The sequence below is a fragment of the Flintibacter faecis genome (genome assembly GCF_014287875.1).
Lineage (GTDB): Bacteria > Bacillota > Clostridia > Oscillospirales > Oscillospiraceae > Lawsonibacter > Lawsonibacter faecis_A.
The window spans coordinates 67,379-87,339 of the sequence record NZ_JACOPN010000007.1; the positions used below are offsets into that span (position 1 = coordinate 67,379).

16 protein-coding genes and 1 tRNA gene are annotated in these 19,961 nt (G+C 63.6%); 7 read left to right on the forward strand and 10 right to left on the reverse strand.

The window, feature by feature from the left end:
• Window positions 1–35: 35 nt before the first annotated feature.
• The 3 genes from prmA (at window position 36) to H8S55_RS10455 (ending at window position 3,333) form a co-directional block, all read left to right on the forward strand.
• Window positions 36–986: a 50S ribosomal protein L11 methyltransferase gene (gene prmA / locus H8S55_RS10445; RefSeq protein ID WP_186878921.1), complete on the forward strand. Its 951-nt coding sequence runs from the start codon at window positions 36–38 to the stop codon at window positions 984–986.
• A 68-nt stretch (window positions 987–1,054) separates the two neighbouring features.
• On the forward strand, window positions 1,055–2,149 hold the full coding sequence (locus H8S55_RS10450) for a metallophosphoesterase (RefSeq protein ID WP_186878922.1): 1,095 nt from the start codon (window positions 1,055–1,057) through the stop codon (window positions 2,147–2,149).
• Between the two features lie 284 nt (window positions 2,150–2,433).
• Complete coding sequence (locus tag H8S55_RS10455; protein ID WP_186878923.1) at window positions 2,434–3,333, forward strand: DUF2156 domain-containing protein; 900 nt, start codon at window positions 2,434–2,436, stop codon at window positions 3,331–3,333.
• Between the two features lie 425 nt (window positions 3,334–3,758).
• On the opposite strand, the gene H8S55_RS10460 is transcribed toward H8S55_RS10455, so the two are convergent.
• Window positions 3,759–3,833 (reverse strand) — tRNA-Thr (locus tag H8S55_RS10460).
• A gap of 156 nt (window positions 3,834–3,989) precedes the next feature.
• On the opposite strand from H8S55_RS10460, the gene H8S55_RS10465 reads away from it, so the two are divergent.
• Both H8S55_RS10465 and buk read left to right on the forward strand, forming a co-directional pair.
• Window positions 3,990–4,907 (forward strand): phosphate acyltransferase, encoded by a 918-nt coding sequence (locus H8S55_RS10465; protein WP_186878924.1) that lies wholly within the window; start codon window positions 3,990–3,992, stop codon window positions 4,905–4,907.
• Window positions 4,908–4,909: 2 nt separating this feature from the next.
• Complete coding sequence (gene buk / locus H8S55_RS10470; RefSeq protein ID WP_186878925.1) at window positions 4,910–5,998, forward strand: butyrate kinase; 1,089 nt, start codon at window positions 4,910–4,912, stop codon at window positions 5,996–5,998.
• A 38-nt stretch (window positions 5,999–6,036) separates the two neighbouring features.
• Here buk and H8S55_RS10475 read toward each other — a convergent pair whose 3' ends face one another.
• Together H8S55_RS10475 and H8S55_RS10480 are read right to left on the reverse strand one after the other, a co-directional pair.
• Window positions 6,037–7,041, reverse strand: a complete 1,005-nt coding sequence (locus H8S55_RS10475) for an ATP-binding protein (RefSeq protein ID WP_186878926.1) — start codon at window positions 7,039–7,041, stop codon at window positions 6,037–6,039.
• 4 nt (window positions 7,042–7,045) lie between these two features.
• Window positions 7,046–7,990, reverse strand: a complete 945-nt coding sequence (locus H8S55_RS10480) for a DnaD domain protein (protein WP_186878927.1) — start codon at window positions 7,988–7,990, stop codon at window positions 7,046–7,048.
• A gap of 217 nt (window positions 7,991–8,207) precedes the next feature.
• On the opposite strand from H8S55_RS10480, the gene H8S55_RS10485 reads away from it, so the two are divergent.
• Window positions 8,208–10,556 (forward strand): SpoIIE family protein phosphatase, encoded by a 2,349-nt coding sequence (locus H8S55_RS10485; RefSeq protein ID WP_186878928.1) that lies wholly within the window; start codon window positions 8,208–8,210, stop codon window positions 10,554–10,556.
• A gap of 77 nt (window positions 10,557–10,633) precedes the next feature.
• Complete coding sequence (locus tag H8S55_RS10490) at window positions 10,634–11,383, forward strand: polysaccharide deacetylase family protein (RefSeq protein WP_186878929.1); 750 nt, start codon at window positions 10,634–10,636, stop codon at window positions 11,381–11,383.
• A gap of 64 nt (window positions 11,384–11,447) precedes the next feature.
• On the opposite strand, the gene H8S55_RS10495 is transcribed toward H8S55_RS10490, so the two are convergent.
• From H8S55_RS10495 to H8S55_RS10525, 7 genes are all read right to left on the reverse strand, one after another.
• On the reverse strand, window positions 11,448–14,480 hold the full coding sequence (locus tag H8S55_RS10495) for an ATP-binding protein (protein ID WP_186878930.1): 3,033 nt from the start codon (window positions 14,478–14,480) through the stop codon (window positions 11,448–11,450).
• 161 nt (window positions 14,481–14,641) lie between these two features.
• Window positions 14,642–16,033, reverse strand: coding sequence for a YfcC family protein (locus tag H8S55_RS10500; protein WP_186878931.1), 1,392 nt, complete (start codon window positions 16,031–16,033; stop codon window positions 14,642–14,644).
• A 241-nt stretch (window positions 16,034–16,274) separates the two neighbouring features.
• Window positions 16,275–17,327 carry a sulfate/molybdate ABC transporter ATP-binding protein gene (locus H8S55_RS10505; RefSeq protein WP_186878932.1) on the reverse strand — a complete coding sequence of 351 codons (1,053 nt, stop codon included), beginning with the start codon at window positions 17,325–17,327 and terminating at the stop codon, window positions 16,275–16,277.
• Window position 17,328: 1 nt separating this feature from the next.
• Window positions 17,329–18,015 carry a molybdate ABC transporter permease subunit gene (gene modB / locus H8S55_RS10510; RefSeq protein WP_186878933.1) on the reverse strand — a complete coding sequence of 229 codons (687 nt, stop codon included), beginning with the start codon at window positions 18,013–18,015 and terminating at the stop codon, window positions 17,329–17,331.
• A gap of 70 nt (window positions 18,016–18,085) precedes the next feature.
• A complete protein-coding gene (modA, locus tag H8S55_RS10515; protein WP_186878934.1) occupies window positions 18,086–18,943 on the reverse strand; it encodes a molybdate ABC transporter substrate-binding protein in 858 nt (285 codons plus the stop codon).
• 85 nt (window positions 18,944–19,028) lie between these two features.
• Window positions 19,029–19,514: a MogA/MoaB family molybdenum cofactor biosynthesis protein gene (locus tag H8S55_RS10520; protein WP_186878935.1), complete on the reverse strand. Its 486-nt coding sequence runs from the start codon at window positions 19,512–19,514 to the stop codon at window positions 19,029–19,031.
• Window positions 19,511–19,957 (reverse strand): MOSC domain-containing protein, encoded by a 447-nt coding sequence (locus tag H8S55_RS10525; RefSeq protein ID WP_186878936.1) that lies wholly within the window; start codon window positions 19,955–19,957, stop codon window positions 19,511–19,513. The genes H8S55_RS10520 and H8S55_RS10525 overlap by 4 nt, the downstream gene beginning before the upstream one ends.
• Window positions 19,958–19,961: the final 4 nt, after the last annotated feature.

Below are 19,961 nucleotides of genomic sequence, written 5' to 3' on the forward strand. Positions count from 1 at the left end.
AAACACTGAATAAATCATTAGGAGAATCAAGGATTATGGCTGACACCAAATGGCTGGAGATCGCCGTGAATACCACCCCCGACAAGCTGGACGAGGTATGCGCCAAGCTGGCCGCTGCCGGCATGGACGGCCTTGTCATCGAGGACGAGGGGGAGTTTCTGCAGTTTTTAGAGCAGAACCGCCAGTACTGGGACTATGTGGACCAGGAGCTGCTGGACCGGATGCGTGGCATCACCCGGGTGAAGTTCTATGTCACCGACGATGCCGACGGACACGCCCAGCTGGAGCGGTACACCCACGGTCTGGGCTTTGAGCACACCGTCACCCCCCTGAGCGACAACGACTGGGCCTATAGCTGGCAGAAATATTACAAGCCCCTGACCATCGGGGACAGACTGTATGTGGTGCCCGAGTGGGAGCGGGACAAGCCCGTGCCCGAGGGCCGCAGCCCCCTGTATCTGAACCCCGGCCTCACCTTCGGCACCGGCTCCCACGCCTCCACCCAGCTGTGTCTGGAGGGGGTGGAGGCCCACACCCTCCCCGGCAGGTCCGTGCTGGACCTGGGCTGCGGCAGCGGCATCCTCTCTATTGCCGCCCTGTGTCTGGGGGCCAGCCACGCCGTGGCCGTGGACATCGACCCCAAGGCGGTGGATGTGGCCTATGAAAACGCCGCCCTCAACGGCATCGGCAAGGACCGGTATACCGTGATGGCGGGCAACGTCATCGCCGACAGAGCTCTGGCCGCCCGGCTGGCCCGGGAGCGCTATCATCTGGTGCTGGCCAACATCGTGGCCGACGTGATCATCCCCCTGTCCGCCCAGGTCCCCGCCCTGCTGGAGCAGGACGGCGTGTTCCTGTGCTCCGGCATCATCGACACCCGGGCTGACGAGGTGCAGGCCGCTTTAGAAAAAAACGGTCTGCATGTGATCCGCCGCCGGGAGAAAAACGGCTGGGTGGCCCTGGAGGCCCGGCTGGCCGACGAATAAACCCGTTTCAAAAAAGTGGCTCACGCCACTTTTTTGACTATCTGCAACACTGACTAGGAGGCGCCTTCATGGACCGGGCCATCGTCATCCACCCCACCTTCCCCGCCGGCCGGCGGATCATCGCCGTCAGCGACATCCACGGCAACCTGCCCTTCTTCCGGGCTCTGATGGACAAGATCGCCCTCACACCGGAGGACATCCTGGTCCTGGTGGGGGACATTCTGGAGAAGGGGCCGGAGAGTCTGGCCCTGCTGCGCCATGTGATGGCCCTGTGCCGCACCCACACCGTCTATCCCCTGTGCGGCAACTGCGACGGGCTGGTGTACCGCTTTTTTCAGGGGGACGAGCTGGACCGGCGCTTCTTCTCCTTCTATCTGCCCCAGCACCCGGAGTCTACCCTGCGCCAGCTGGCCCGGGAGGGGGGCTTTGACCAGACGGAGGACCTGCCCCGCCTGCGGGCGGACCTGCGCTCGGCCTACCCGGAGGAGTGGCGGTTTTTAAGCCGGATGCCCACCATTCTGGAGACGGAGCACCTGGTCTTTGTCCACGGGGGCGTGCCCTCTCTGGAGCATATGGATCAGCTGGACCGGTGGCGCTGCATGAAAAACGACGATTTTCTGGGTCAGGGCCACGCCTTTGACAAGTGGGTCATCGTGGGCCACTGGCCCGTCACCCTCTACCGCCCGGACATCCAGTCCGCCGCCCCCATCCTGCTGCCCGGGCGGCGCATCGCCTCCATCGACGGGGGCTGCGTGCTGAAAAAAGACGGCCAGCTCAACGCCCTCATTCTCCCGGAGGAGGGCTCCCAGAACTTTACCTGGACGGCCTGGGACGGGCTGCCCACCGCCACCGCCCTGGACGGACAGCAGCCCTCTGCCGACCCCCTGAACATCCGCTGGGGCCGCAGCGCCGTGGAGGTGCTGGAGGAGGGGGAGGAGCTGTCCCTGTGCCGCCATCTGGAGACGGGGCGGACGCTGTACATCCTGAACCGCTATCTGCGCATGGGGCCGGACGGCCTGTGGTGCGAGGACTCCACCGACTACCGCCTGCCCGTGGCCCCCGGGGACAAGTTGACCCTGGTCGCCCGGACCAAAACCGGTTTTTTGTGCAAAAAAGATGGGGTGACCGGGTGGTATTATGGCCGCCTGTCCGGTATAATATAAATCCGTCGAAAAAACGGCCGGGCCGCTTTTCGTCTGCTGCCCCGGATGGGCAGCGCATATAAACGCGACAGACTGTCAAAAAAGCCTGTCATTGCGAGGAGGCCCAACGGGCCGACGTGGCAATCCGTTCCAAAAAGCTATGATTATCAGTATATTTTCGGCTTTTGAGTTACGGATTCCCACGTCGCTGCGCTCCTCGGAATGACAGAAAAGGGTTTATCGACACGCTGGCGCATATAAACGCGATTCTCTTTTATTTTTTGAAAAGTTGAGGTTATTTTTTTATGCTGGAGTTTCATCCCCTGCAGCTGGAGGACCTGCCCCGGCTGCGCTCCTTCTTCAATTACAGCGGCAGCCGCATCTGCGACACCACGCCGGGAACCGTGTTCATCTGGCGGGACATGTACGAGACGGAGTGGGCCATCTGCGATGACAGCCTGTATTTCAAGGTCCAGTACCCCTCCCTGGGGGAGACCTTCACCCTGCCCCTGGGCGGGGGCCGCACAGAGCACTTCCGGGAGATCGCCCGATACTGCTGTAAAAAGGGCATCCCCCTGTCCTTCTACCCCGTGCCCAAGGACGAGCTGCCCCGGCTGCAGGAGTATTTCCCCAACAGCGCCGCCGTGGCCGAGCGGGACAGCTTTGACTATCTCTATCGGGCGGAGGACCTGATGTACTTCCGGGGCAAAAAGCTCAGCGGCCAGCGCAACCATGTGAACAAGTTTTTAAAGACCTATGGCAGCTGGACCTTCCGCACCATGACCCAGGCAGATGTCCCCCAGGTGAAGGCATTTTTGGACCGCTACGCCGCCCGGTGGGACAAGGCCGCCGCCTCCTTCCACGAGGACATCGCCAAGACCCACGAGGTGCTGGACCACTTCGCCACCTATGACCTGTTGGGGGGCATCCTCCAGGTGGAGGACAACATCGTGGGCTTCTCCCTGGGGGAGATCGTGGGGGACACCCTGTTCACCCACATCGAAAAGGCGGACCGGGACTACGAGGGCTGCTATCAGATGCTGGTGGCCCAGTTTGCCCAGCACTTTGTCCGGGACGGGGTCCACTTCATCAACCGGGAGGACGACACCGGCGACTTAGGCCTGCGCACCAGCAAGCTGTCCTACCACCCCGTGGCCCTGCTGGAGAAATACACCGTGACCATCGAAGAACCCTGCGGCAAGTAATATAAGTCAGAATTCAAAAGGGGACATTTGCCGTTGGCAAATGTCCCTTTTCACACCAAATGCGAGCCCAGCGCAGCAGGCCGCCTTTGGAAAGGAGGAGCAGCGGAGCGAGCGCATGATGAATTTTTGGGAAAAAACTCGTCGCAAGCGGTACGAAGCTTGCGACGAGCTGCATTGTGTTGACGGAAAAGATGCACTACCCGCCGATCACGTCCCACCAAATCGAAGCCCAGTGGGAGGGATAAGCGGTAAAACCGGCCTTCTGGCCGGCGGCGCTTATGCGCCGTAAATTCGTTTTGCCCCGCAAAATGAATTGCGCAGGGGCGGCTTTGCCGACCCCGAGCATTGAAATCTCCGAAGGGTGGAGCGAATAAAATGAGCGGAACCCAACAAAGAAGTCACGACTTTCGTCGTGACTTCTTTGTTGGAGCTGATGGTGGGAATCGAACCCACAACCTTCTCATTACGAGTGAGATGCTCTGCCATTGAGCCACATCAGCACAGTATTCATAATTAAGTCTATTATAGCGGAAAACGGTTCACTCGTCAAGTCGGAATTTCCGCATTCACCCGGCAGCAAGGGGCTATACTTTTCCTGATGAACATGCTAAAATAGGTCGATATTTCACGCTCCGGCGGAACACAGGAGGTCACATATGGTCATTTCCGGCTTTCAGGAACTCAAGCGGCGGCTGGGGAATATTTCCCCCGTCCCGGCGGTGGTGGCGGCGGCCAATGACAGACACACGCTGCAGGCGGTGCTGGACGCCAGCCGGGATGGCATCCTCCATCCCATTCTGGTGGGGGAGCGCAGCGCATTGACTGCCCTGGCCCATGAGTTGGATTTTCCCCTGCCGCCTGAACAGATCGTGGACGGGGACGGCCCGGAGGACTGCGCGGCAAAGGCCGTGGCCCTCATCCGCCAGGGCCGGGGACGGATGCTGGTGAAGGGGATGCTGCCCACCCGCACCCTGCTGCGGGCGGTGGTGGACCAGGAGACGGGCATCCGCACCGGATCGCTCATGTCCCATGTGGCGGTGCTGGACGTGCCCGGCTATCCCAAGCTCCTCTTCGACACTGACGGCGGCATGAACGTGGCCCCCACTCTGGCGGAAAAACGGCATATCTTGAACAACGTGCTGCAGCTGTGCCGCTTTCTGGGCTATGACTGCCCCAAGGTGGGGGTGCTGTGCGCGGTGGAGACGGTCTCCCCCAACATGCCGGAGACCCGGGATGCCGCCACGCTGAAAGCTGAGGCTCAGGCCGGCCGCTTCGGCTCCTGCCTGGTGGAGGGCCCCATCTCCCTGGACCTGGCCCTGGATCATCAGGCCGCCATAGAAAAAGATTTCCACAGCCCGGTGGCCGGGGAGGCGGACATCCTGCTCTGCCCCTCCATCACCGTGGGCAATGTACTGGGCAAGGCCCTGTACGGCCCCGCCGGGGGGCAGATGGCCGGGGTGGTCATGGGGGCATCGGTGCCCGTGGTGGTCAACTCCCGGGGGGCCACGGCCCAGGAGAAATATTGGTCCCTGCTGCTGTGCGCGGCTCTGGCGGACCGGAAAGAGGTGCAGTGACCATGGCCCAGCTGATCTTAGTCTTAAACCCCGGCTCCACCAGCACCAAGGCCGCTGTATATGAGGACGAGCGCCCCCTGCTCTCCTGCAGCATTGCCCACACCAACCAGGACCTGGCCCCCTACCCCACCCTCTATGACCAGCTGGACTATCGGGTATCCCTGGTGCGCAGCTGGCTGGCCCGGGAGGGCTTTGACCTGAAACGTCTGGCCGCCGTGGTGGGCCGGGGCGGCATCATCCCCAACATCGTGGCCGGGGGGTATCGGGTGGACGCGGGTCTTTTGGACTGCCTGCGCCACCACACGGTGTTCGACCACGCCTCCAATCTGGGCGGGCTGATGGCAGCGGCGTTTGCCGATCCCCTGGGCATCCCCGCCTTTATCTACGACGCAGTCACCAGCGACGAGCTGCTGCCCGAGGCCCGGGTCACCGGCTTTCGGGAGGTGACCCGCACCAGCTTCTGCCACGTGCTCAACGCCCGGGCCACTGCCCATAAATATGCCCAGGCCATGGGCCGGACCTATGGGGACATGAATCTGGTGGTGGCCCATCTGGGCGGCGGCATCTCCATCTCCGCCCACAGCCACGGGCGGATCATCGACTCGGTGTCCGACGACGCCGGGCCCTTCTCCCCCGACCGGGCGGGGAGCCTGAACATGCAGTATGTGGTGGAGCTGTGCTATTCCGGGCGGTATACCAAGGCCCAGATGATGAAGAAAATTCGGGGGGAGGGGGGCATGTCCGCCCTGCTGGGCACCCACGATGCCCGGGAGATCGAGCGGCGCATCCAAAACGGGGACGAGCACGCCGCCCTGGTCTACCGGGCCCAGGCCCTGCAGATCGCCAAGGGCGTGGGCATCATGCTGGGCTGCTTTCAGGAGCTCATTGATGCCGTCATCCTCACCGGCGGCCTGGCCCACTCCAAAATGCTCACCGACATGGTGGTGGGGTATCTCCACGACCTGTGCCGCATCGTGATCCTGCCCGGGGAGAACGAGATGGAGGCTCTGGCCCTGGGCACCCTGCGGATGCTCCGGGGAGAGGAATCCGTCCATACCTATTACCCCGTGTGCCCCCTTCCCGTGCGGTAAACGAATCCCCGGCCATTCGGCCGGGGATCATTTTATGCTCACATGCGCTGTTTCTTCAGCAGGCGAATGTCGTCGCCGAAGAAGTGGAGGACGTGGTACTCCCCCGCCAGGCGGGAGGCGATCTGGGGGGAATAGCGCCGGGCGGCCTCGTCCATGGACAGGTTGGAGGAGATGACGGTGCACCGCCCCGCCACCAGGCGGGTGTTCACCAGCTCATACAGGGCCGACTGGGTGAACTGGGTGGTCAGCTCGCTGCCCAGGTCGTCCAAGATCAGCAGGTCGCAGTTGAGATAGCGCCGGGTCTCGTCCTTGGCCTCCTGGGCGTCCTGGGCGTCCCGCCGGAACTTTTTCAGCTCGAACTGGGCGAAGATGTTCCCCGCCGTGTCGTACACCACGGAGAAGCCCGCCTCGGACACGGTGCGGGCGATGCAGGCGGACAGAAAGGTCTTGCCCAGGCCGGGGGCCCCAGAGAGGAACAGGTTTTTGAAATAGAACCGGCCAAATTTCTGGGCGTAGTTCAGGCAGACCTCGTACACCAGCTCCATGTTCTCCCGGGGGGAGGCCCCCCGGCCCGGCCAGGGGGTCTGGCTGTAATAGTCCAGACGGAAGCTGTCGAAGGACTGCTCTCCCAGGTCCAGCAGCTTGGACAGCTCCTGGATCTGTTCCTGGGTACACAGCCTTTTCAGACACTGGCACATCTGCGTCCCCCGCCAGCCCGTATCGCCGCACAGGGGGCAGGCCGGCCTGTCATCCAGGGCATCCTCGGGCAGGCCGATGGCCCCCAGCAGCACGGCCCGCTCCCTCTGGATCTCCTGATTCTGGGCCCGGATGGCCCGGATGGCCTGGGCGGTGCTCTCCCCCCGGCGCAGGGCGGCGGCCATCAGCTGGGACATGGTGCCCTGCAGCTTTTTGTCCAGCTGGGCCAGGCGGGGCTCCTTCTCATAGGCCTCCTGCCGCAGTTGGGCGGCCCGGTCGGACCGGGCCCGGCGCTCCTCCTCCAGGCGCTGGGTGGCCCGGCGGAGCACGTTGGCGTCATATGACATGGGATCAGCCTCCCTCTCGTTTCATCTGTTCCATCAACCGGCGCATCCGGTCCATATCCTCCCGGGCCTGCTGCTCCTGGGCGGCGGGCTGGGGGGGCTGGGGGCCGCCCCCGGCCCGGACAGGTCTGGGGTCCCGGTCCCCCGCCTGGATGGCGGCGGCGGTGTGCAGCCCCTTCTGGTGCCAGCGGCGGAGGATGCCGTTCATATAGCCCCAGTCCATGGACTGCTTTTTCAGCACCGTCTTTTCATAGGCCATGCGGATGGCCTCGTTATCAAAGCCCATGTCGTCCCAGGCGGCGATGTACGTCTTCTCCCGCTCCACCAGAGGCCGGGCGGGGATATCCAGCAGGCGCAGCACTTCGCCCTCCCGGCTGCGCAGCTGGGTCAGGCGCTGGATGTGGGCCTCGGCCCGCTCCATGGTGTCGATGCCCCGGCGGGCCCAGGCAAAGCCCTCCCGGCGGATCTGAGAGAGGAAGGGCTTGCGCCCGGGGCCGTATTTCCGCTCCATCTCCTCGGTACACCAGCCCACCAGCATCAAAATCACCTCAGCGGGCAGAGCCAGGTGGTCGAACAGGGTGTACAGCACCCGCAGGTCGTTGGCCGACAGCTTTTTGCCCAGGCGGCGCTCCACCTCGTCACACAGGGCGGGGAAGGAGGATGCCTGGTCGTTCAGGGCGGCGTTTAAGTCCTCCAGGGCGTATTCCGGGGGCGGGGCCTCCGGGGCGGGCGGATCGGCTTCGGGCACCTCCTGAGGGGCCAGTCCCTGCCCCCGCAGCAGGGAGAGGGCGGCGGACAGCCGGGGCTGGGGCCAGTTCAAATCGTTCACCGTCCCCCGGCGCAGCAGGTGGAGATAGAGCAGGGCCGCATCCCCGTTGTCCAGCCGCAGCAGCAGGTCGGCGGCCTGCCCGGTGATGGCCAGCACCTCCCCGGGCATCAGCAGCTTCGCCATGGCGTTTTCCCTCCCTTTGTGTCCGGTTTCGTTCCGCCGGAATACCCGGCGGCGGTAAATCATATTTTACCGCAACTTTCGCCGTTCGTAAACTCCCAATTCATGCCGCAGACAGTCTCCGGGCCCGGATTTCGACGGGCGTTTTCTTTTGTGTGGAATATAATGGCAGTTACTATACGAGACCGGCCCAGGCCGGACACACAGGAGGAGAAGGGCTATGACTGCCAAAGAGACCATCCGCGCCAAATTGTTCAAGCTGCGCCTGCGGGCCAGACAGACGGGGCAGGTGCGCCTGCCCGCCTCTGCCGTGGCCCTGTGGACCCAGGCGGGCATCCATTTTCTGCTTGCCGCCGTTTTGTCCGGGGCGGTGCTGCTGGGGGACTGCGCCCCCTTCGGAGTGGCTTTTGTGGGGGCGGCCGGCTCCGGATTGTGGGGGATGGCCGCCTTGGCGGGGACCTGTCTGGGCTCGGTGTGTCTGCTGGAGCTGACCCAGGGGCTGCGGTGCGCCTCCGCCGCCACGCTGACCTTTGCCGTGGCCTTCGCCTTTTACGACTGGAAGCCCCTGCGCCGCCCCTGGGCCATGCCTCTGGTCGCCGGAGCGATCAACGCCGCCACCGGGCTCATCGTCCGCAGTCAGTCGGGCTGGACTCCCTCGGGGATGATCGCCTTCGCTCTGGAGACCGCCCTCACCGTGGGGGCCTGCCGGTGCTATGCTCTGGCCCTGGCCCCCTTGCGCCCCGGACGGCAGGACAGGCTGCCCGCCCCCGCCGGACGGGCGGGGCTGCTGGTGCTTGCGGCCACGGTGCTGCTGGCCCTGGCCCCCCTGCATCTGATCCAGGACATCTCTCTGGGCCGGTGTCTGGCCGCCCTGCTGGTGCTTGCCGCCGCCAGCCAGGCGGGCAGCGCCCCGGGGACCATTCTGGGGGCGGTGCTGGGGGCGGCCATGGACCTGGGGGCCAACGCCGCCCCGGTGTATACCATGGCCTATGCGCTGGGCGGCATGGCCGCCGGAGCCATGCGGGGAAAGGGGCGTCCCGCCGCCGCCCTGGTCTTTGCCGGGACCAACGCCGCCGCCCTGCTGTGGACCTGGGACCGGGGACTGCCCCTGTCCGCCCTGTACGAGGGGACGCTGGCCGCCCTGGCCTACCTCCCCCTGCCCCGGGGATGCCTGCGGGTGCTGGGGGCATGGCTGAACCCGGAATTATCCGGCCCCGGAGGCTTGGGCGGAGAGCGCCTGGTCCAGCGGCAGCTGGAGTCGGCCTCCGCCGCCTTTCGCTCCCTGTCCGAGACCCTGCGCGCCGCCTTTCGCCCGCCCCGGAACGACAACGACGTGTCCGTCATTTTTGACCGGGCCGCCGGAAAGCTGTGCCGGAGCTGCGCCCTGCGGGACCGGTGCTGGAAGCAGGACTACGCCTCCACCTTCAACGCCATGAACGACGCCACCGCCCCCATGATGGCCCGGGGCTGCGCCCTGGCGGAGGATTTCCCCCGGTATTTTGCCGACCGGTGCCTCCACTTCCCCGCCTATGTGGCGGCGGTGGACCGGGAGCTGGCCGCTCTGCTGTACCGGCGGCAGTATAACGCCCGGGTGGGGGAGAGCCGGGCCGCTGTCTGTCAGCAGTACGCCCAGCTGTCTGAACTGCTCCACTCGGCGGCCACAGAGCTGAGCCGGGAGCTGACCCCCGACCTGACGGGAGAGCGCCGCCTGCGGCAGATGACGGCCCAGCTGGGACTGGAGGTACGCACGGCGGTCTTCCGGGACAGCCGGGGGCTGCTCCATCTGGAGGCGGAGGGCCCCGGCTGCGCCGCTCTGGCCCGGCCGGAGCGCCTGAGTGAGCTGTCCGCCCTGCTGGGGGTGCCCCTGCGTCTGGAGCGCCGGGGAGAGGGCGGCCTGTCCCTCATCCAGCAGGAGCCCTTGATGGCGGTGGCCGGGGTGGCCGCCCAGCGGAAGGGTGGAGAGACGGTCAGCGGCGATGCAGGGACCTATTTCAAGCGGCCCGACGGGATGCTGTACGTCCTGCTGTGCGACGGCATGGGCAGCGGGCCGGAGGCCAACCGGGAGAGCACCCTGGCGGTGCGCCTGCTGGAACAGTTTTTGCAGGCCGGGGTCCCCGCCCGTCAGGCGTTGAGCACCCTGTCCTCCGCCCTGGCCCTGCGGGGGGAGGATGCCGGGGGCTTTACCACGGTGGACCTTTTGCAGATCGACCTGTTCACCGGGGACGGGGAGCTCTATAAGCTGGGGGCCGCCCCCACCTATGTCAAACGCAGCGGGGCGGTGCAGCGGCTGTCCGGCTCCGCCCTGCCCGCCGGGCTGTCCGCCGGGGAGGACCCGGTCTCTGACCGATTTCCACTGCGCCTGGCCCCGGGGGACACGGTGCTGATGGTCAGCGACGGCATCTGCGGCACGGGGGATGACCGGTGGCTGCGGGAGAAGCTGGAGGGCTTTGACGGGGCCAGCCCAAAGGACCTGGCCCGGGAGCTCATCACCCAAAGCCCACAGGGGGCCACCGACGACCGCACCGCCCTGGTCATCCGGCTGGAAAAGCGCCGGGTGTTTGATACATAACAAAAATTTTCCTGCGCTTTGCCTCGCAGTTCTGCACATACTGAATAGGAACTGTGAACAAAAACGGGAGGTGCGTCATGGGCGGACAGAGATGGTGGGTCCCGGCCCTGCTGGCGGCGGCACTGGCGCTCATGCTCCCCGGCGGCGGAGAGGCACTGCCCGCCGGGGGCGCGGCTTCGGTGGAGCTGCCGGAAGAGGGCGGACTGGTGGCCCTCACCTTTGACGACGGGCCCCGGCCCGCCACCACCGGGCGGCTGCTGGACGGTCTGGCCCTGCGGGAACTCCCCGCCACCTTTTTTCTGGTGGGCTCCCGCCTGGCGGGCGACCCGGAAGGGCAGGCTCTGGTCCGGCGCATGGCGGCGGAGGGCCACCAGATCGGGGTACACACCTTTGACCACGTGATGCTCACCGACCTGTCCCGCCGGGATTACGACGCCCAGGTGGGCCGCACCCGGGCTCTGCTGGGCCGGATCGCCGGGCCGGGAGATTATTGGCTCCGGCCCCCCTATGGCATCACCGACCGGGCGGCGGAGCAGTGGGCGGGCAGTCCCCTGGTCCTGTGGTCGGTGGACCCAGAGGACTGGAGGGACCGGGATATCCACCGCATCGTCTCCGCCGTCACCGAGCATGTGAAGGACGGGGACATCATCCTCCTCCACGACATCTACGACAGCTCGGTGGATGCCGCATTGGCCATTGCCGATGATCTGACCGCCCGAGGGTTCACTTTCGTCACCGTGGAACAGCTGGCCGCCCTGCGGGGCGTGTCTCCACAGGCGGGGGTGAAGTATCACAAATTCCCGGTGAATCATGGAAACCGAATGTAAAAACGGCCGTCCTACAGGGCGGCCGCTTTCTGTCCTCCGGGGAAATTTCCCCATTGTCCTATTCTTATGTGGAAAGCTGCGCCAGGGCCTGCTCCATCTCCGTGCGTTCTACTGTGGGCTGCAGACGATTCAGCTGCGCCAGACATTGAACGCAGTGTTCCCGTTTCGACTCCGGCCACAGGGCCCGCAGGCGGGGCTGGTCCTCTCCCCGCCCGTCCAACAGGACCCGGATGCGCCAGCACTGATACAGGGCCACGCCCAGCCACCAGGGGGAGCCGATGCGTCCGCACACCTGAAAGGCATCCTTCAGGGCCAGGGCCGCCCCGTCATAGTCCCCGTCCTCGGCCTGGTAATAGGCCAGCCAGCTCATGGCGATTGGACGGCAGCTGAACTCCCGGGAGGAGCGGTACAGCTCGGCGGCATAGGTAAACAGACTGCGTGCAATGCGGTCCTCCCCCTTTTGGGCGGCAGCCACACCATAGTAAGTGTAGAACACTGCCGATCCGGGATAGAGTCCCAAGCTGCGGTTATGGCGGATGGCCTGGTCATAGTTTAAAAATGCCTGGTCATAGTTTCCCTCCATCCGGTCATCCTCGGCCATGTAGTTATAGGCTCCGGCCACATGGATGTCATAGCAGTTCTCTCCCCGGCGGGGCAGACGCTGAAATACCTGGATGGACCGGCGCAGAACTTGCCGAGAGGACTCATATGCCCCCTCCATCATGTGCAGCACCCCCTCCATGCGCAGATAGATGCCAAATTCCTCCGTATTTTCCCGGTCCGTCAGCAGAGTCATACCTGCCCGGAGGTGTTCCCGGATCACCGACAGGTTCCACGTCTGGATGCCGTAATAGATGTATTGCAGGTGGGCCCGGGCCAGCAGTCCGATGTCCCGTTCCCGCTGTCCCTGCCTCAACAGTCGGTCCAGGGCAGCCAGTCCCTGGTCATACTGTCCCTCGTAGATGCAGCAGCAGGCCTGGTCCAGCAGCAGGGTGTCCTCCAGGGGGTCCAGCTGGTCCTGGGGCGTGTCACAGACCCGCAGCACGGCCAGTTCCTCCTCCAGATGGCGGAAATAGCCCGGAACATCCCGCTCCTCCGCCGCCGCTGCGTCTCCCGTCAGGGTTGGCAATACGGCATAATACATTCCGGTGTATTGGTCCAGGGACAGCACACGGTATTGGAACTCTTTAAATCTGTCCCCCGCAGCGGCATAGCAGCGGATCAGTCGTTCATACAGGGCGAAGGAGCCCGTCTGGGCCTGGTCCTCCAGATATTGGGCCACCCGAAGATAGACGATGCGCCCGGCCCGCCCCTCCAGCTGGGCGGTCACAGCGGCGCGGATACGCTCGTGGGCCGTGGCATAGCACAGCGTGCCCTCCCGCTCCCCCTGAACGATGAGCATCCGCTGCTTCAGCTCGCCGCACTGATAGATCAGTTCCAAAGCATCCCGCTTTAAGATGGCGGCCAGGGCCTGGAAAGGGGCCCAGTCCGGGAAGGCGGCGATCAGGTCCAGCAGCCGCCGCTGCTCTGTGTCCAGGTCCTCCAGACGATAGCGGATGGCCCCGTCCAGGTCCTCAGGTAGACTGCGCAGACCGGGGCGCTCCTGAATGGTATTCAGCAGCTGCACCAGCAGCAGGGCGTTTCCTCCTGTATTTTCATACAGCTGATCGATAAAACTCGCCCCGGGCTCCTGCTGCAGATGGTGGCGGATGAACTGCTCCGTCTCCTCCCGGGTAAAGCCCCGAATGGGATAGCGTTCCATCACCCCGTCCCGCAGGGCGGCAGAGACAAAATTCTGTATCTCATCCGGGGCGTTCACCCGCTTGGTACACAGCACCATCAGGTTCATCCCCCGCAGCCGGCGCAGCAGGGCAGAGAGCAGCTCCATGCTGTTCTTGTCCATCCAATGCAGGTCCTCAAATACCAGCAGCAGAGGGGCCCGCTTGGCCGCCGCAGACAGGATCATCAGGGCGCTCTCCTGGGCCGCATGATAGTCCCGCTGCACCCGATAGTCCCACTCCGCCCCGCTGCCTCGGTCCGCCCCCACAGACAAGCAGGGGAAAATGCTGGCGGCAGCCGTTAGATAGATGCCGGGGACGCTGATCTGCCGGGTCTGCAGCTCTCCGGCCAGATCCATCATCACCGAGTTCCAGGCAGCAAAGGGCATATGGCTCTCCGAGGGGTAGCACGCCCCCCGGCACACCGCCCAATCGGAGAAGTCATAGGAGGAGAGGATGTGGTCCAGCAGATAGGTCTTGCCCACCCCGGCCTCCCCCTCAACCAGGGCACAGGGGGTCCGGCGCATGGCGGGAGAACCGTTGCACAGGGCCAGCAGCCGGCGCAGAGCGGTATCTTTGCCCAGCAAAAGGCGATAGGACTGCTCCTCCATCCGATAGGTGGAGGAGTTCCACTCGTTGACAATGCGGTAATACAGGGCGGTGGTCTCCTTCAGGGGGGCGATACTCAGCTCCTCTGACAGGCTTTTGCACAGGTCGTGGTATACCCCGATGGCCTTGCGGTATTTTTTCTGTGCACTATATACCTCCATCAGGGCGGCGGCGGCGCTCTCCTCCAGGGGATCCAGATGGACATACTTCGTCCCCAGACTCTCCGCCCGGGTCAGGTCCCCCTGGGCCAGGGCCTCTCTTTCCTGGGCAAGCAGATTTTTCAGATACTGGGTCTGGAGCAAGCCGCGCTGCTCCTGCAGCCAATCGTCAAACATCCCGGCATGTGGGATGGAGAAGCCCTCTAAAAACTCCCCGGCGTAGGCCGACAGATCCCCCTGCTCCAGCAGATCCCACACGTCGCATCGGATGTCCACGGCCGGGTCCAGCTCCAAGGCGGCGTTCTGTCCCGGGGTGAATATGTCAAAGCCCAGGCCCTTTCGGATGGTATACACCGCATGGCGCAGATTCTTCAGGGCGGCGGCGGTATCCACCTCCTCCCACAGCAGACCGGCGGCCTCCCCCCGGGCGGCCCGGCGGCGGATCAGCACATAATAGAGCAGCGCATCCGCTTTTCGATAGGAGAACGCAACCTTTTTCCCATCTAAAAAGACTGCCGGACTACCCAGCAGCTTTGCTGTCAGCTTCGCCATTCGCTCCTCCTCCTCTTGGTCACTTCTCTGCCGATAGGACATTTTCCTTCATTTTACCGTATCCTTTCCTGTCAGACAAGGGGCACGAAAAAAACAGGGTCCGGACCGTATCAACGGCCCAGACCCTGTTCCGGGAACTTTGGATATGTGTCCGAAGCCGCTTAATAGCCCATGGCGCTGGCGATGACCAGCAGCACCACGCACACAGCATAGACAATGCCCTCAAAGGGGAGGATGAATTTAAACCACTTATCAAAGGAGACCCGGGTGTAGGACAGGCAGGCCACCAGCAAGGCCACTGTGGGGAAGGCCAGATTGCTGATGCCGTCGCCGAACTGATAGGCCAGGATGGTGATCTGCTTGCTCAAGCCGATGATCTCGGCCATAGGCATCAAAATGGGCATCAGGATCAGGGCCTTGCTGCTGCCGGAGGGCATGAAGAAGTTCAGCACCACGACGACTGCCATCATGCCGACAGCCGTGACCGCCGGGGGCATGCCGGAGAGCATAGAGGCCAGAGCGTGGACGATGGTATATGTGATCTGACCGGCATCCATGATGACGGACAGGCCCCGGGCGATGCCGATGACCATGGCGGCCACGAACATGGAGGACGCACCGTCCAGCATGACATCAGCGGCCTTATCCGGGGTATACCGGGCAATGATGGCGCAGATCATGGCGCAGATGAGATAGGTCGCAGCCATATCCAGGGTGCCCCAGCCCCAGTTCAGGCTGCCGTACACCACCAGGATGACGGTGGCGATGAACACGCCCAGGATCAGCTTGCGGGTGGCGGTGAACTCCATATCCTCTACATTGCCCCGCAGATCAGAGTAGTCCTGCCCGGCTACCAGGCTCTTGCTGGGGTCCTTCTTCACCCGCTCGGCATAACGAATGACATACCACAGGGCCACTGCGCCCAGCACCACCAACACGATGAGACGATAGCCGATTCCGGAGAACATGGGCAGGCCGCCGATATTCTGGGAATTGCCCACGGTGTACAGGTTGGTGGGTCCGGCAGTCCAGCCGATAATATCGCCGATGACCACGATACACACGGCCGTCACCACGTCATAGCCCAACAGCAGACACACCGGGACTACAATGGGCATAAAGGGAATACATGCCTCAAACATAGAGGGGAAGGCACCAATGAACATAAAGAAGATCATGGCACCGGCCAGGACGAACTTGGTATTCTTCTCGCCGGTCTTGTGGGTCAGGGCCATCAGAGCAGAACGGATAGCACCCGTCTCGTCCACCATATGGACGGCAGCGCCGATGGTCAGCATCATGCAGATAAGCGAGATGGTGGTCTGCACGCCCTGGGGAATGGCCTTAAACATGGAGAAAATGCTTACGGGCGTATTGTCAACATAGTGATAGCTGGCCGGGTCGATGGTGTTCACACCGTTGACGGTAACGGCATCATACTGGCTGGCGGGCAAGACCCAGGTCATCGCCGTCATAATGATAAGTAGCAGGAAGAGGATAACAAATGGGTGCAGCAGGATCCGTTTCAGTTTGGTGCCGGTACTCTCTTTCATATGGATACCCCCTAAAATGAAATGATCTGCGTTCCGGCGGCTTTGCCTTATGCCGTGACGCACTCCGTGAGGCTTTTCCGGTTTTCTCCCTCAGCTTGATATCATATTAGCAAAACGAAGTTGAAAAAGCGTTGAAGGATTTCGACGTTATGTTTTAAAAAAGACAACGAACGACAAACATCGGGCAAGGGAGCCATTCCCCTGCATTTGTCCGGAAATTTCCGCTTTTTTCGGCGACTCTTTATTCGTCCCGCAAAAACAGTCGGCTCTCCTCGGGCAGCCGGACCCAAAGCGCCGCACCCAATTCTGCGTCTTTCTCCGTCCCTATGGACATCTCCATCCGCAGCGAAACGGCATCTGCCGCCGCACCTGTCGGCCGCAGCAGCAGGGTGTCCGCCCCCTGCCCCGCTACCCGGCGAAGCACCCGACACAAAAAGCAATCTTCCCCCGGACCGTCGGCCAGACGCAGCTGCCCGGCCCGCACCCCCAGATAGGCCGTCTTCTCAGGCAGGGGGGCGGTCTGACGCAGAGCCAGGCCCCAATCCGGGACCAGCAGGCTGCCGTCCTCCCCCAGACGGACGGGAGTCAGGTTCTCGCAGCCGGACAGTCGGGCAGCAGACAGGGTCTGCGGGGCCCGGAGCAGCTGCTCTGCCGACTGCATGGGCTGGGAGCGCCCCCGGTCCATCACACACACCCGGCAGCACTGGCGGCACACCTCGTCCCGGCTGTGGGTCACCAGCAGCACCGGGCCGCCGAACCGGTCCAGACGACTCATCAGGTCCATCTCGATCTGCCATTTCAAATAGCTGTCCAAGGCGGAGAAGGGCTCGTCCAGCAGCAGAGCTCTGGGGCGGCTGGCCAAAATACGGGCCAGGGCAGTCCGCTGCTGCTGGCCGCCGGAAATCTGTCTGGGATAGCGTTCCAAACACGGGGTCAGTCCAAAGGTCTCTGCCAGGTGGCGGGCCTCCTCCCGGCGGTTTTTCCGGTCCGCCGCCCCAGCGGCGATGTTCTGCTCCACCGTCATGTTGGGGAACAGAGCATAGCTTTGAAACAGATAGCCCACCTGCCGCTTCTGGGGGAGCAGGTCCACCCCCTTGGCTGAGTCAAACAGCACCCGGCCGTCCAGTTCGATGTACCCCTCATCTGGGCGCTCCACCCCCGCAATACACTTGAGGGTCAGGCTCTTGCCGCAGCCGGAGGCTCCCAACAGACCTGTGACCCCCTCCCCGGCAGAAAACCGGCTCTCCAGGGTGAAGTCCCTCAGGTACTTCTTGATGTCCACGATCAATTCCAATTCAGCTTCCCTCCTTTCCTGCCCGGCGGGCATGGCGGTCTTTTTTCTCCAGCATGTTCACCGCCAACAGCACCACGGCGGAGATGACCACGTTCACCATCACCCACCGAAAGGCCATGGCATCGTCGTTGGTGCGCCACAGCTGATAGACGGTGGTGGAGATGGTGGCCGTCCGGCCCGGGGTGTATCCGGCGATCATGGACGTGGCTCCATACTCCCCCAGGGCACGGGCAAAGGCCAGCACCGTGCCCGCCAGGATGCCCTGGCGGCAGCAGGGCATCCGCACCCGCCAAAATATCCAGGTGTTGGACCGGCCCAGGGTCTGCCCCGCCTGGGAGAGGGTCTCGTCAAAGCTCTCAAAGGCCCCCCGGGCGGTGCGGTACATCAGGGGGAAGATGACCACTGCGGTGGCAAAGATGGCCGACCACCAGGTCATGGTCAGCCGCAGGCCGAACTGTTTCAGGACCCAGGCCCCCACAATGCGCTTGGGCCCCAGTAGGCGCAGCAGCAGATAACCCACCACCGTGGGGGGCAGCACCAGAGGCAGGGTGAACAGTACATCCAACAGTCCCTTGATCCACCGAGGCGTTCTGGCTACATAATAAGCTGCAGCGATGCCGAGGAAAAAGATGAGCACCGTAGAGACAGCCGCAATACGCAGCGAATTATAAAGTGGGAACCAATCCACAAGACCCCTCCTATCAAAATAAGGCGGGCGGGAGTACGGCCCCCACCCGCCTAGCAGGTCTCTTGGTCCGTCAGGGCTTGGAGAAGCCAACGCTCTCGAAGATAGCGGTGGCCTCGTCGCCGTTCAGATAGTCCAGCAGAGCCTGGGCCTTCTCCTGGTTCTGGCTGTCCTTCAGCACGGCGGCGGGATAGATGACCTGACCACACATGTCAGACGTAGCAGCATCCACGGCAGTCAGCCCGGCGGAATAGGCGTCGGTGGCATAGATAATGCCGCAGTCCACGGTGCCTTCGCTGACGGCGGTGGTGACTTCCTTCACATTGGAGCCATAGGTCAGTACCCCGGCAGCATCCATCTGGGCCTGATCCAGACCGTAATAGGCAAAAATTTTCTGGCTGTACTGGCCCACGGGTACGTCGCTGTTGCCCACAGCCAGCAGCACGTCACCGGAGCGGAGCAAATCGGCAAGCTGGTCAAAGTTTTCCACCCCCTTGGGATTGCCCTCGGGCACGGCCAGGGTCACCTTGTTCTGCAGCAGGTCCATGCGGCTGCCCTCGGCCAGCATATCCAGGCCGTCAGGGTTCTTCTCGGCATCCTGGGCCAGGGTGCCGTCCAGGGCATTCATCTGCTTGGGGGCGGCGGAGATGAATAGGTCGCACACTGCGCCCTCCTTGATCTGAGTGAGCAGGTCGCCGGAGGAGGCAAAGTTGAACACCAGCTTTACACCGGGGTCCACAGTCTGATACTGCTCTGCGATCTGGGCCAGCGTCTCGGTCATGGAGGCGGCGGCAAAGACCACCAGCTCAGTCCGGCCGCCGGACTGGCTGCCGCTGCCAGAGGCAGAGCCGTTGGCGGGGGCCCCGTCGCCGCAGGCGGTCAGGGACAGGGCCATGGCGGCAGCCAGGGCCAGGGAAAGCAGTCTTTTCATAGGAAGTTGCTCCTTTCCAACAAATTCTGCCAAAGCGGGCGGTTCATTCAAAAAACGGACGTCCGCTTTTTTGACGCAGTTTTATTCACCGGGCGCAGTTTCCTCCGGTTCCCTTCAAAATCTCCAGTCCATGGTCCAGGGCGGGCAGGATGGCCTGCAGGCACTCCCGAACAGCCTTTGGACTGCCAGGCAGATTGACGATCAGGGTCCTGCCCCGGATGCCCGCCGCCGCCCGGGACAGCATGGCCCTGGGGGTGATCTGAAGGGAGTAATAGCGCATGGCCTCCGGGATGCCGGGGGTGGGGCGCTCCACCACCGCCATGGTGGCCTCGGGGGTCACGTCGGTTGGGGAAAAGCCGGTGCCGCCGGTGGTGAGGATCAGATCGGCCAGGCCGCCGTCACACAGGCGGCGCAGCTCTCTCTCCAGCATCTCACGCCCGTCGGGCAGCAAAGTTGTCTGGACCACCGTCCAGCCCCGCTCCTCCACCATCTCCTGAATGGCGGGGCCGCTCAAGTCGGCCCGCTTGCCCGCATAGCCGGAGTCGCTGAGGGTGATAACGGCCACTCTCATGTCTCGCCGCCCTCCTTTAATAAAATCAGTTCGTCCCCCACGGAGATGGTCCCCCCGTGGAGCACCCGGGCGAACACGCCCTCCCGGGGCATGATGCAGTCGCCCACCTGGTGATAGATGGCGCAGTGGGCGTGGCACTGCTTGCCGACCTGGGTCATCTCCAGTTCCACCTGGCCGCAGCGGAAGCGGCTGCCCACAGGGAGGGTCTTAAAGTCGAAGCCGTCCACCAGCAGGTTCTCCCCAAAGGCCCCGGCCTCCACTTGGGCCCCCCGGGCCCGGAACTCCTCCACCCGGTCCAGAGACAGCAGCGACACCTGGCGGTGCCATTTCCCTGCGTGAGCATCCCCCCGGATGCCCCAGTCGGCCACAAATTCCGCCCGGCCCACGTCCTGCTTCTGGGTCCCTTTTTTCTCGCTGATACACACGGCGGCTACCCGTCCCATGGCT

Excerpts from the sequence above, each read along its gene's own strand:
- H8S55_RS10475 (WP_186878926.1), bottom strand. The coding sequence starts at position 7,041 with ATGTCATATGACGCCAACGTGCTCCGCCGGGCCACCCAGCGCCTGGAG.
- H8S55_RS10455 (WP_186878923.1), top strand. The coding sequence starts at position 2,434 with ATGCTGGAGTTTCATCCCCTGCAGCTGGAGGACCTGCCCCGGCTGCGC.
- H8S55_RS10450 (WP_186878922.1), top strand. The coding sequence starts at position 1,055 with ATGGACCGGGCCATCGTCATCCACCCCACCTTCCCCGCCGGCCGGCGG.
- buk (WP_186878925.1), top strand. The coding sequence starts at position 4,910 with ATGGCCCAGCTGATCTTAGTCTTAAACCCCGGCTCCACCAGCACCAAG.
- H8S55_RS10485 (WP_186878928.1), top strand. The coding sequence starts at position 8,208 with ATGACTGCCAAAGAGACCATCCGCGCCAAATTGTTCAAGCTGCGCCTG.
- modA (WP_186878934.1), bottom strand. The coding sequence starts at position 18,943 with ATGAAAAGACTGCTTTCCCTGGCCCTGGCTGCCGCCATGGCCCTGTCC.
- H8S55_RS10520 (WP_186878935.1), bottom strand. The coding sequence starts at position 19,514 with ATGAGAGTGGCCGTTATCACCCTCAGCGACTCCGGCTATGCGGGCAAG.
- H8S55_RS10480 (WP_186878927.1), bottom strand. The coding sequence starts at position 7,990 with ATGGCGAAGCTGCTGATGCCCGGGGAGGTGCTGGCCATCACCGGGCAG.
- H8S55_RS10490 (WP_186878929.1), top strand. The coding sequence starts at position 10,634 with ATGGGCGGACAGAGATGGTGGGTCCCGGCCCTGCTGGCGGCGGCACTG.
- H8S55_RS10465 (WP_186878924.1), top strand. The coding sequence starts at position 3,990 with ATGGTCATTTCCGGCTTTCAGGAACTCAAGCGGCGGCTGGGGAATATT.
- H8S55_RS10525 (WP_186878936.1), bottom strand. The coding sequence starts at position 19,957 with ATGGGACGGGTAGCCGCCGTGTGTATCAGCGAGAAAAAAGGGACCCAG.
- H8S55_RS10495 (WP_186878930.1), bottom strand. The coding sequence starts at position 14,480 with ATGGCGAAGCTGACAGCAAAGCTGCTGGGTAGTCCGGCAGTCTTTTTA.
- H8S55_RS10500 (WP_186878931.1), bottom strand. The coding sequence starts at position 16,033 with ATGAAAGAGAGTACCGGCACCAAACTGAAACGGATCCTGCTGCACCCA.
- prmA (WP_186878921.1), top strand. The coding sequence starts at position 36 with ATGGCTGACACCAAATGGCTGGAGATCGCCGTGAATACCACCCCCGAC.